General features: G+C 38.1%; 10 protein-coding genes. 7 read left to right on the plus strand and 3 right to left on the minus strand.

From position 1 onward, the window contains the following. Positions 1-184: 184 nt before the first annotated feature. Positions 185-436, plus strand: a complete 252-nt coding sequence (locus J7E57_RS24525) for a GIY-YIG nuclease family protein (protein ID WP_215130502.1) — start codon at positions 185-187, stop codon at positions 434-436. Between the two features lie 614 nt (positions 437-1,050). On the opposite strand, the gene J7E57_RS24530 is transcribed toward J7E57_RS24525, so the two are convergent. After that, entirely contained in the window at positions 1,051-1,470 is a 420-nt protein-coding gene (locus tag J7E57_RS24530) for a VOC family protein (RefSeq protein WP_215130500.1), read from the minus strand. A gap of 211 nt (positions 1,471-1,681) precedes the next feature. Between J7E57_RS24530 and J7E57_RS24535 the strand changes: the two genes are divergently transcribed. From J7E57_RS24535 to J7E57_RS24545, 3 genes are all read left to right on the plus strand, one after another. Further along, a complete protein-coding gene (locus J7E57_RS24535; protein WP_215130498.1) occupies positions 1,682-2,593 on the plus strand; it encodes a hypothetical protein in 912 nt (303 codons plus the stop codon). A gap of 66 nt (positions 2,594-2,659) precedes the next feature. After that, on the plus strand, positions 2,660-3,283 hold the full coding sequence (locus tag J7E57_RS24540) for a class I SAM-dependent methyltransferase (protein ID WP_215130496.1): 624 nt from the start codon (positions 2,660-2,662) through the stop codon (positions 3,281-3,283). 74 nt (positions 3,284-3,357) lie between these two features. After that, complete coding sequence (locus tag J7E57_RS24545; protein WP_215130494.1) at positions 3,358-4,254, plus strand: NAD(P)/FAD-dependent oxidoreductase; 897 nt, start codon at positions 3,358-3,360, stop codon at positions 4,252-4,254. A 15-nt stretch (positions 4,255-4,269) separates the two neighbouring features. On the opposite strand, the gene J7E57_RS24550 is transcribed toward J7E57_RS24545, so the two are convergent. Further along, positions 4,270-4,434 (minus strand): hypothetical protein, encoded by a 165-nt coding sequence (locus J7E57_RS24550; RefSeq protein WP_215130492.1) that lies wholly within the window; start codon positions 4,432-4,434, stop codon positions 4,270-4,272. 209 nt (positions 4,435-4,643) lie between these two features. Next, positions 4,644-6,095 (minus strand): amino acid permease, encoded by a 1,452-nt coding sequence (locus tag J7E57_RS24555; RefSeq protein WP_215130490.1) that lies wholly within the window; start codon positions 6,093-6,095, stop codon positions 4,644-4,646. A 1,096-nt stretch (positions 6,096-7,191) separates the two neighbouring features. Here J7E57_RS24555 and J7E57_RS24560 point away from each other — a divergent pair. The 3 genes from J7E57_RS24560 to J7E57_RS24570 all read left to right on the plus strand — a co-directional run bounded on the left by J7E57_RS24560 (position 7,192) and on the right by J7E57_RS24570 (position 11,848). Continuing rightward, positions 7,192-7,527, plus strand: coding sequence for a PadR family transcriptional regulator (locus J7E57_RS24560; protein WP_029275299.1), 336 nt, complete (start codon positions 7,192-7,194; stop codon positions 7,525-7,527). 14 nt (positions 7,528-7,541) lie between these two features. Beyond that, positions 7,542-9,281, plus strand: coding sequence for a PspC domain-containing protein (locus J7E57_RS24565; RefSeq protein WP_215130488.1), 1,740 nt, complete (start codon positions 7,542-7,544; stop codon positions 9,279-9,281). A gap of 113 nt (positions 9,282-9,394) precedes the next feature. Continuing rightward, positions 9,395-11,848 (plus strand): outer membrane beta-barrel family protein, encoded by a 2,454-nt coding sequence (locus J7E57_RS24570; RefSeq protein WP_215130486.1) that lies wholly within the window; start codon positions 9,395-9,397, stop codon positions 11,846-11,848. Positions 11,849-11,850 lie beyond the last annotated feature (2 nt).

An 11,850-nucleotide genomic window follows, 5' to 3' on the forward strand; every position in this document is an offset into this window, starting at 1 on the left:
TAGCTCAGCTGGTTCAGAGCACCTCGTTTACACCGAGGGGGTCGGGGGTTCGAACCCCTCATTTCCCACAACTAAAGGTCTTCGATAATATTGAAGACCTTTTTTTAATTCATATAGAAATCACTTTCCTATTAAGATTTCTAAAAGCAATAGACATCCCACAATAATTAAACAGTTGTTAAAGATGTTTTACACCTATATTCTATATTCCAAAACGCGCGATAAATATTATATCGGTTCTACTGTTAACCTAACGGAACGGTTAAAGAAGCACAATACAAACCATTCAGGTTTTACCGGGCATACTGGTGATTGGTTGATTGTCTTGTTCGGGATTTTTGATAATTTAAGAGATGCAAGAATTAAGGAAAACCAGATTAAAAAATGGAAAAGCAGGGTTATGATAGAAAAATTGATTGCATCAACTGGTTTATAGCACCTCCTTTATACCTAGGGGGTCGTCCCGATTCGGATCGGGATCATTTCCCACAATAAAAAAGCCTTTCAATTTATTGAGAGGCTTTTTTTTGCTATTTAGGAAAATTAGTTCATCTGGTTTATGTCACCTCCTTTATACCGTGAGGATCGTCCCAATTTCAATCGGGATCATTTCCCACTTAATTCCTAAGAGGCTGTATAAGTGTAATATTGTCATTCTGAGCTTGTCGAAGGACCTCTTTTAAATGTCTTAAAGGCGTTTCGACAAGCTCAACATGACAAATCTATCGGAAATACAACTTATAATACAACCTTTTTTGTTTGCGAAAATTATATTCGTCATTTCGAGCGGAGTGCAACATAGTCGAGAACCCGAAGGCTCAGCGAAGCTAAATTTGGCAAGATAGATCTCTCTCCCGAAAGTTCGGGACTGCGCTTCAGTCGAGATGACGATGATTTATTGAAGTCTGTCAATGGTGGCAGCGTAAAATATAGGGAAAGATGATTGTTATTCTGAGCGAAGCGAAGAATCTTTTTAAGATACTCAGGATCAAACAAGATCAGTGCTCTATGTTAGGGATTCTTCACTTCGTTCAGAATGACAAAAAAATGCTATTTAGGCTCCCACAACTCAATCTTATTGCCCTCTCCATCCATAATATGGATAAATTTCCCATAATCGTAAGTTGCAACCTCATCGAGTATGGTTACACCGTTTTCTTTGAGTTTGTTTACAAGACCTTCAATATTCTGTACACGGTAGTTAATCATGAAATCTTTTTTGGACGGCGAAAAATATTCATCCCCTTTTTTGAACGGACTCCATTGAAGTGATTCGATCTCATCAGGATTGTTGAGGTTTCTGGATTCAAAACTCGAGGTGCCCCAGGCACTCATTTCAAATCCTAAGTTTTTAGCATACCAATCTTTCGTTTCCTGCGGATTATCTGAAAAAAAGAAAATGCCACCAATTCCTGTCACTTTTGGAGTGGTATCTGCAGTCGAATTTAAGTCGTCTTTTTGTTCTTTCATATTATTTTTCTATTTGGCTGAGTGTAAGTGTTGTTACAATCTATGTCGTTTTTGTTAATTTTTCTTACTGGCTCAATATAGTAGAAAATCACTTCTTCTAAAATATGTTTTTTCTCCACAGAAATGAGTTTAGATAGAATGTAATTTATGTTTTATTTATTTACCTTATTCAATTATATATCCGAAATTGCCTGTCGATAAACAGTGGCAAATGTTCGGTAAAATTATCAGGTTCATTTTTTTTGGAAACTACTTCGTGGGTATTCTGGCTGTTACCCTAACGCTTGAGGCTACTTTCCAATTAAGGTTGCCACTTAATTCATTAAATTACTACCTGTTGTTGTTTCTGGCGCCAACCATCTATTATACCTACGCTTACAATAAGGTTTCTACCAAACCATCTGCAACCAATCCGCGCAACCAGTGGTACTTCAAACATAAACAGTTTATTAACTGGAGTCAGGCTGTGCTTTTTATTATTTGTATGCTGTTGGCCATAAACCTGCTTTACCGAAACTTTCAGCATATTATGGGACTGCCGATCAGTTATTGGGTAGCAATATTAATCATCATTGCTGCAGGTGGCTTATATTATGGTTTACTGCCCAGATCTTTCCTCAAATTTAATCTGCGCAATACAGGCTGGTTAAAGGCTTTTGTAATCGGTTTTGTATGGGCTTGCTGTGCCAATGTGCTGCCGCTGATTATGCTTAAAATTGAAACTGGGGTTGGCTACCACGATTCTGTATTGTGGACCTGGCTATTTATTAAAAACTGGATGTTCTGCACCGTAAATGCAATCATTTTTGATATTAAAGATTATCCAACCGATGCTAATAGACATTTAAGAACATTCGTAGTACGCTACGGGCTGCGCAGAACAATTTTCAGTATCCTGATTCCATTGCTGATTATAGGTTTAGTTTCTTTAGGCATATTTGCGCGTTACAAAGGTTTTGGATTGCCACAGGTTTTATTTAATGTTTTGCCTTTTATCCTGACCATTTATGTGGCTTATTCCATGCACCGAAGAAAAAATATCCTTTATTATCTGATGGTAATTGATGGACTTATTTTGTTTAAGGCGATATGCGGAATAATCGGAATGCAGTTTGTTCATTAAGCTGAAAGACTAAGCTATATATATGAAAAGTTCAATCTTGATACCTGATTCTCGTTACTTGATACTATGCTCAATAACTACGATAAAATAGCTGGTCATTACGATACTTTAAGCCGTTTGGTGTTTTTTAAAACGCAGGTTACTGCGCAGGTCGATCAACTTCCATATATTCAGGAGAATAGCCATATATTAATTGTTGGCGGAGGAACTGGGTGGATCCTGGAAGAACTCTCGAAGACTTATACGGGATTAAAGATCGTTTATGTTGAAATATCCGCTAAAATGATTGCGCTTTCTCAAAAACGAAGCTATAAAAATAATCACGTTGAATTTGTAAACATCGGTATTGAGGATTTTAAAACTGATGTATTATTTGATGTAATTTTAACGCCTTTTCTGTTCGATAACTTTGCCGAACAACGCGCTGCAAAGGTGTTTGGACAATTAAATGAGTATTTAAAGAAAGATGGATTGTGGTTCCAGGTCGACTTTTCGTTAAATAAAACCAACGGAAACTGGTGGAAATGGTTGTTAATCAGGTCGATGTACGGATTTTTTAAATTATTGGGTATAGTAGAAGCGCATCAGCTTATCGATATGAATCCTTACTTTTTCACAGCCAATTATCTGATTGTTGAAGAACGATTGTATTATGGAGGTTTTATTAAGGCAACAATCTTCAGAAAATAAAAATGACATTCATTTAATGCAATTATGTTGCGTTTGATAGTTTGTTTCGGATCTTTGCATTAAAAGATTTAGATATGGATTTTGATGTAATCATAATTGGTGGAAGCTACGCTGGCTTATCTGCCGCATTAACTTTGGGTAGGGCGACCAGAAATGTTTTGGTAATTGATGCCGGTAAACCGTGCAACAGGCAAACGCCACACTCGCATAATTTTTTAACGCATGATGGCGATAAGCCTGCAGCTATTTCTAAAGCTGCTAAAGCAGAAGTACTGGAATATCCAACAGTTAGATTTTTAGAAGGGAAAGCCATTTCGGCCATACAAATAGATGGAGGTTTTAATGTTGGCATAGAAAACGGCGAAAATTTTACTGCACGAAAAATATTGTTGGCCACAGGTTTAAAAGATGTGCTGCCTGATATTAAAGGTTTGGCTGAATGCTGGGCAATTTCTGCTATACATTGTCCTTATTGCCATGGTTACGAGGTGAAGAATGAAAAAATAGGCCTGTTAATGAATGGCGAGCATGCATTTGAGATGGCCAAAACCCTGAACCATTGGAATAAAGATTTAACGGTTTTAACCAACGGTAAATCGCAGCTAAGTGCCGAGCAGACTGAAAAACTGAAATCCAAATCAATCAGTATTATAGAAGATGAAGTTGTTGAAATAGGGCACGATAATGGTTATCTCGAAGATGTTGTTTTTAAAAATGGTGAAAAAATAGCCTTAAAGGCGATTTACCTAAAATCGGATGTTGAACAACATTGCAGCTTCAACGAACAGCTCGGTTTTGAATTAACAGATTTAAAAACAATAAAAGTAGATGAGCAGCAGCAAAGCACTGCCAAAGGCGTTTATGCCGCAGGAGATTGTGCAACCTTGTTCAGGTCGCTATCTATCGTTACAGCTGCAGGAACAATGGCCGCAGTGGTAATGAATAAGGAAATGATTTCTGAAGATTTTTGATCAACCATCGGAAATTTAAAATAAGATTGCGCCAACAATTGTTGCAATAAACATCGCTGCTATTACGATTCTATCAGCAGTAATCCATTGCGCTCTTGTAAGTGGTGTAATACTTTTTTTTTCGCTTTCTGCTTTGTGCCTGGAAAGCCTGAAAACTGATGTGTCTAATTTAATAAGCATAGGAATGAGTTTAATAGGGTTAATTTTCTTAAGACAAATCCCAAGCCAAAAACTAAGAAAAATGTTGAATTGTTAATAACTTATACTTTTTTGTTATTCCGCTGATATTTATACGTTTATGCGTGCAATTAGTTGGGTAACCGCTGATTAAGCCGTCTAGAAAATGAAACAGCTTAATCATGCTATGTGTATAGTAATGAGTTTATTACCTATCGTTCTGTTTTATCTTTCTGTGCTTTTAATTTGCTATTCTTCTTACCGTACCAGAAGTAAATGGCTAAACCAATAATTAACCAGACCGCTAACCTAACCCAGGTTTCCCAAGGTAAAAATACCATCATGGCAATACAGGTTAAAATGCCCAAAATAGGGATTAAGGGCACAAAAGGAACTTTAAATGGACGTTTAGCTTCGGGGTTTGTTTTTCTTAAGATCAAGATGCCAACGCAAACCATTAAAAAGGCCAACAAGGTACCAATGCTTGTCATTTCGCCTACCACATTCATGGGGACAAATGCAGCAAAAAGTCCAATAAATACACAAAGTATAATGTTCGATTTGTACGGCGTTTTAAATTTAGTATGTACATCAGAAAACATCTTTGGCAGTAAGCCATCCTTACTAATGGAGTAGAACATTCGCGACTGTGCCATTAAATCGATTAAAATTACAGAAGTATAACCGATAAGAATAGCTAAAATAATAGCCTGACTTAACCAGGCGTAAGGTGTTTTTTCGATGGCAATGGCTACTGGAGCGCCACTGTTGGCAAATTCTTTATAATTGGCCAGACCAGTCATCACATGCCCGAACAAACCAAATAGAACCGTACAAACCACTAATGATCCAATGATACCGATTGGTAAATCTCTCGCTGGATTCTTCGTTTCCTGGGCTGATGCGGCAACAGCATCGAAACCAATAAACACAAAAAACACTAAACCTGCTCCACGTAATACGCCGCTCCAGCCAAACTGGCCAAATGTTCCGGTATTTTCGGGAATGTAAGGGTGGTAATTTGCAGGATCGATATATTGCCAGCCCAGCGCAATAAAAACCAATACCACACCAACTTTAAGAAACACAATAATTCCATTTACAATGGCCGAGCCTTTGGTGCCACGGATTAATATGGCCGTCATTAATACCACCACCAATGCTGCAGGGATATTTACAATGCCATTAACGGTAGCGCCATCGGCAAGTTTAGCGGTTTCGAAAGGGGATAAGGTTAATTGCGGAGGGAGATAAATATGCAAGCTGGCTAAAAACCTGGTTAAATACTGCGACCAGCTGATGGCTACTGTAGCACAGCCCACAGAATATTCCAAGACCAGATCCCAGCCTATAATCCAGGCGAAAAGTTCGCCCATGGTAGCGTAAGAATAAGTATAGGCACTGCCTGCAACTGGAATCATGGATGCAAACTCAGCATAACACAAAGCTGCAAAACCACAGCCCAATGCCGCGATAACGAAAGATAGGGTAACTGCCGGACCAGAGTGATTGGCTGCGGCCAAACCTGTAATGGAGAATAAACCTGCACCAAGCGTTAAGCCTACGCCAATTAAAATAAGATTTATCGGCCCTAAGGTTCTTTTGAGCGTTCCTTCGCCGCTTTCGTTTGCCTCAGCAACAATGCTGGCAATAGATTTTTTCATGAAAATAAGTTAAGACGTTGCAAAATTATTAAAATATATTAAATCTATAGTATTTATATATTTAATTCCTCGAAGCCTGGACGGGCGTGTGTGCAAGCGGATCTTTGAAATCTAAAACGGTCACTACAAATTTCTTCTTTTAGAAAATCTGCGTCCTGTTTTTCATGGGAGCTGCAGTCCCGCCATCGCTTGTAGTCCTCTCCCGATGAAAATCCTATCGTGTGGACACATCTTTGGTAGCGCATATTTTTTTTGGCACATCCTTAAGGCGATCGTCATGCTGTCCCGAATGTTCGGGATCAGCATCTTTCCTGCTTTTGGAGATACATATCTTTTTTTTCCGCTCTATGCCGCGGTGGCATGATACTTTGGAGCGCCAAAGTACCCAAAGCGCTTTGTCAATCCGGCAAGGAGCCTTTTGCGCAATCCCCCACACATCAAAAAAACAGCGGCACTTTGTTTAATCAGGTGTTGTATGTGTTTTCTTTTGTCTAATTGAGTCCTTCGGGGTTTGTGTTCAAAATTCGTGGATAAGTTGAATATTATTCATGAACACAAAACCACTTCGTTTCAGGTTTGGAAGTGCCATTTGGGCTATTCTGCAACTGTTTTTTTGATTCTTCTGGCCCTTGGGATTGACGGCGTTCTTCGGTAAGGCCAGTGGTTTATTAACGGGAGCTAGCGAAATGCCTAAAAACCAAGACCAAATAGATGTGTCCGAATGGTAGCCTTTGCAGGTGGGGGGATTTACACAGGGCGGTTGAGGTATCTTTCTCAAACCATAAACAATAGCACCAACCCTGGCCACCTTAAACCTGATAGAATCCAATAGCTCCCGATTTTATCGAATATTTTATATTTAAAAGCATATCTAAATCGGGACTATAGGTGATAGCAGGACTGCAAAAACCAAAGGATTACAGAACCTTTCTTTTCCCAAAAACAGTAAAAATATTCAGTTTTTACAGAAATATTTCCAAAAGTCAAAATTTTAATTAAAATTATTTAATTGATAATCAATTGATTATAGCTTTACTTTGATTTATTTTAGTACTATGTATTGCATGGTAGTGTATAAAACATATATCTTTGTTATATGATAGCAGAAAATACGCAAACACAAATGCGGAAGGGAATTCTGGAGTACTGTGTTTTATCAATCATCTCCCGGGGCGAAATATATGCTTCGGATATTATTGCCGAATTAAGGACGGCAAAGCTATTGGTGGTTGAGGGCACATTATATCCATTATTAACCAGGCTTAAAAACAATGGTTTGTTAAGCTACAACTGGGTAGAATCTACCTCGGGCCCACCGCGTAAATATTATACCTTAACCGAAGACGGTCGGGGTATTTTATCACAACTAGATCAAACCTGGCAGGAGCTGGCTTATGCTGTAGGTATTTCACAAAAAGGAGCCAATTCATAAATATTAAAAAGGAAATGGAAAAGACCATCATCATAAACATAGGGAACACGATTATTCATATTGAAGAAAGTGCTTACGAACTCTTAAAGGCCTACCTGAACGAAGTAAAACAATATTTTGCCAACCATGTAGATGACCTTGAAATTGTAACGGATATCGAAAACCGAATTGCCGAACTGTTAACCGAGCAATTGGAAGAGCAGAAAAAACAAGTGGTAGATTCGGCCAACGTAAATTCGGTGATTGCGCAAATGGGCAAGGTGCAGGATTTTGACACGGTAGAGGAAGGTGAAGAAGAGCCAGTGATCAATAACAACTATCAATACCAATACACAGAGAAAAAACTGTACCGCGATATGGACGACCGAGTGGTAGCGGGTGTTTGTGCAGGTATTGCACATTATGTAAACGCAGATCCTAAATGGATTAGGTTGGCTACATTACTGATCAGCTTTGCTGGTGGATTTGGATTGTTGGTGTATGCCATACTCTGGATCATCATGCCAAAAGCCAAATCGCGTATCGAAAGGATGGAAATGAAAGGCGAACCTGCAAATCTTCAGGGTTTCCAAAAGAACTTAGATGAAGAACTACAGGCCGTTAAGGAACGTTTAGGCGAAGTAAATAAACATGCTCAGCCAATATTTGCCCGTTTAGGAAATTTTATTGGAGAGTTTTTCGAATGGCTTGGCCGCTTTATTTCGGGCACCGGAAAGGTTATTTTTAAAGTAATTGCGGGTTTTATCGTTGTGTTTGGCGTACTCTTTTTAATTGCTTTAATTATTGGTACGGCTGCTTTTCAGGGGTTTTGGGATGCGAGTATTTACGAATATTTTCCCTTCTCTATTATTAATGAAGGAAATAGGGGGGCAATTTTATTTGGTGTATTTATTGTTTGCTTTGTGCCAATTTTAGCCCTGGTGTTATTCTCGATCAGGGTAGCTTTTAACAAACAGGCCATTAACAAAACACTTTCTTTTGCCTTGTTAATTATCTGGTTGGCCGGTGTAGCTATAACAGGTTATCAAGCAGCTAAAATATCATCAGAATTTAAGCAACACGCGGAGTTAACACAAACAACCGACCTGAAAGCTTATCCGGTGTACACCATCAATATCGATAAAAGTAAATATTTCAGTAAAGAAGATAGCGCGGCTTACCACATTGATGCGAATAACCGCCACCAGATTGTAGTTGACGATTTCGAAGATGGACCATTTGTTTCGCCGAGTCGTATCCGCATCGACATTAACAAAAGCGAAACGGGTGTTACGCGTTTAACCCAAAAGTATGAATCGCAGGGTAAAACCTTTCAAATCGCGTTGCAAAATGCGCAGAACATTAGCTACAGTTATGAAATGAAAGATTCGGAGTTGATTTTTAGTCCGAGATTTCAATTGAGAAAGGGAACCATTTGGCGAAACCAGGAAGTAAGGTTAAGTCTTGAAGTCCCGGTGGGCACGAAATTAATTTTAAAGCAAGATACCTACCGGTACATTAATAATTATTGGACCTGGGAATGCAGCAACAGCGAAAATGACCACAATGATTACAGTGTTTGGATTATGACCGAAGATGGTTTGAAATGCGTTGCAAAATTAAAAGAAGAAGCGTTAAAAAAGGAAAAGTTAGAGCAAGAGCTCCGTGATTTAGACCATTTGCACTTAGATAGACCTACTGATACCCTTTATCAGGACTCTGTATCAAACCGGATTAAGGAAGTTAAGGAAGAATTGGGTATAGCGCCTGAATAATAGTTCCGTCATTTCGAGCAGAGTGCAGCGCAGCCGGGAAATCTATTCGAGCAGATCTCTCCATTCCGTTTCACTTCAGTCGAGATGACGATAATATCTATAAGAAAAAAACCATGAAAACATTATTTACGCTAGGTGCATGCGTTATGGCATGTGGGGCTTCTTTTGCCCAAAAATTAAATAAACTGACGGGGAAAATTGTTGATGAAAAGACTGTTCCGGTATCGTTTGCGATTGTTAGGGTGCTGAATTATCCTGATACCACTGTGGTTAAAAGCGTATCGACCAATATCGAAGGAGCGTTTGCGATCGATCAATTGAAAAATGGCGAATATGTGTTGTCGATTTCAATTGTTGGTTTTAAAAGTAAAAAGACCGATCGTTTTTCAATCAATGAAGATTTAAAATTACCAGTCATTAGCATTGAAAGTTTAACCAAACAATTAAAAGAAGTGAGCGTTCAGGGCAAAAAACCTTTTATTGAACATCAGATCGATAAAATGGTACTGAATGTAGAGAACAGCATTATTGCAACAGGTGGTACGGCGCTCGAAATTTTAGAGAAGGCACCTGGTGTACAGTTAGACAGGCAAAATGACCAGATTTTATTGAACAATAAATCGGGTGTAATGGTGATGATTGATGGGAAGAACAACTTTTTATCGAGTGCCGATTTAACGGTTTATCTAAATGGCTTAAGTAGCAGCCAGATTGCTACCATCGAAATTATTACCAATCCGTCGGCTAAATATGATGCTGCCGGCAATGCGGGTATCATCAACATTAAACTAAAAAAGAATAAGGCATTTGGTACCAACGGAAGTGTCTCGTCAACCTATCGCAATGCAATAAGGGCTAACTTACCCACCAATATTTACGGATCGGAACTTAACTTCAATTTAAATCACCGTATAGAAAAATGGAATTTTTTCACCAATGCAAATGCTTCAAAAAATAATAATTTTTCGAATTTATTTTTAGAGCGGAGCACCAATGCCAATGGTTTACAGAGTATGTTTAACCAGAATTTTCAAAAAATATATACAGGATCGCGGTTGGCCGCAAAACTAGGTGCAGATTATTACGCAGGTGAAAAAACAACTATCGGTATTATGCTTGATGGCAGTACGAATACACGTAAACTGGATAATTTCTCTCAAACGTTTATAAACGAAATTAAGGATGGAGTTGCCGGCAATAATTCGTTAATCCAATATTCTGATGCGAATACCCCAAACAAAAATTATAGTGCAAATTTTAATATCAGACATGATTTTAAAAAAGAGAGCGCAAGTTTAAATGTTGATGCCGATTATTCTGGCTTTGACTACTCGGGTCTGGAAAATTTTAACACTAACTTTTACGATGAAAAAGGGACTGTTTACAACAATACGATCATTAAAAATGATAGTAAAACAGCCATTGATATTTACGCTGCAAAAACAGATTTTACCTGGCCGCTATCAAAAACTACAAAATTGGAAACCGGTTTAAAAAGTGCTTATGTGAAAACCAATAACGATTTTTTATCGTTGGCATTGATAAATAATGAATGGCAAAATGTTGCAGGGCAAAGCAATAATTTTATTTACAAAGAAAACGTAAATGCAGCTTATGCAAACTTATCAAAAGATCTGGGTAAGTGGCAAGTTCAGGCTGGTTTACGGGCAGAGTATACTCAATCTACCGGAACATCGGTAACCAATAATACATCGGTAAAGCAACATTATTTATCATTATTTCCAACAGTTTTTGTTAATCAGAAAATTTCTGAAAGTAGTAATCTACGTTACACCTATGGGCGACGGATTGATCGACCAAATTACCAGCAGTTAAATCCATTTAATTTTTATATGGATCCTTATACCATAGCACAAGGAAACCCATACTTAAAACCCCAGTTTACCAATAATTTTGAGGTGAGTTATAATTATAAAAGCGGATTATTTTTTTCATTGAGTTATGCTAAAACAAAAGATTTAATTTTAGATAGTAAAACCGCGCAAAACGATAGCACCAGAATAGTTACTGTAGGCCAAGGGAATATTGGCAGCGGGGAATACTACTCGGCCGGGTTATCTGTTCCGGTAACCATTGCCAAATGGTGGAATTTGCAAAACAATTTTAGGGTTTCTTATAATAAATTTAATGACGATAATTTAGAGGGCGCCCCCTTTGTTTTAAGTAAGGTCTTCTACAATTTTAATACTGTAAATTCGATTATTTTGGGCGATAACTGGGCATTTGAAACCAATTTCTGGTTAAACTCACCAAAAGTTAGGGGTTTAGAACGGACCACTATTTATCAGTATGCTTTAAATATAGGTGTGCAGAAAAGTTTCCTGAACAAAGCTTTAAAACTTAAGTTAAATGTTGATGATATTTTTCAGACCAACTATTGGAAAGGAACGCTTGATTATCAAAATGTGAATTTAAGGGTGCAGAATAATTACATCAGTAGAAGGGTATCTTTCAATATCAGTTATAGTTTTGGCAACCAAAATCTAAAATCAAACCAGGACCGAAAAACGGCGGCAGACGATATTAAGGGAAGAGCCGGGGGTTAGTT

It is taken from the genome of Pedobacter sp. ISL-64 (assembly GCF_018613605.1).
In the GTDB taxonomy this organism is placed as follows: Bacteria; Bacteroidota; Bacteroidia; order Sphingobacteriales; family Sphingobacteriaceae; genus Pedobacter.

Excerpts from the sequence above, each read along its gene's own strand:
- J7E57_RS24565 (WP_215130488.1), top strand. The coding sequence starts at position 7,542 with ATGGAAAAGACCATCATCATAAACATAGGGAACACGATTATTCATATT.
- J7E57_RS24530 (WP_215130500.1), bottom strand. The coding sequence starts at position 1,470 with ATGAAAGAACAAAAAGACGACTTAAATTCGACTGCAGATACCACTCCA.
- J7E57_RS24540 (WP_215130496.1), top strand. The coding sequence starts at position 2,660 with ATGCTCAATAACTACGATAAAATAGCTGGTCATTACGATACTTTAAGC.
- J7E57_RS24545 (WP_215130494.1), top strand. The coding sequence starts at position 3,358 with ATGGATTTTGATGTAATCATAATTGGTGGAAGCTACGCTGGCTTATCT.
- J7E57_RS24525 (WP_215130502.1), top strand. The coding sequence starts at position 185 with ATGTTTTACACCTATATTCTATATTCCAAAACGCGCGATAAATATTAT.
- J7E57_RS24570 (WP_215130486.1), top strand. The coding sequence starts at position 9,395 with ATGAAAACATTATTTACGCTAGGTGCATGCGTTATGGCATGTGGGGCT.
- J7E57_RS24555 (WP_215130490.1), bottom strand. The coding sequence starts at position 6,095 with ATGAAAAAATCTATTGCCAGCATTGTTGCTGAGGCAAACGAAAGCGGC.
- J7E57_RS24550 (WP_215130492.1), bottom strand. The coding sequence starts at position 4,434 with ATGCTTATTAAATTAGACACATCAGTTTTCAGGCTTTCCAGGCACAAA.
- J7E57_RS24535 (WP_215130498.1), top strand. The coding sequence starts at position 1,682 with ATGTTCGGTAAAATTATCAGGTTCATTTTTTTTGGAAACTACTTCGTG.
- J7E57_RS24560 (WP_029275299.1), top strand. The coding sequence starts at position 7,192 with ATGATAGCAGAAAATACGCAAACACAAATGCGGAAGGGAATTCTGGAG.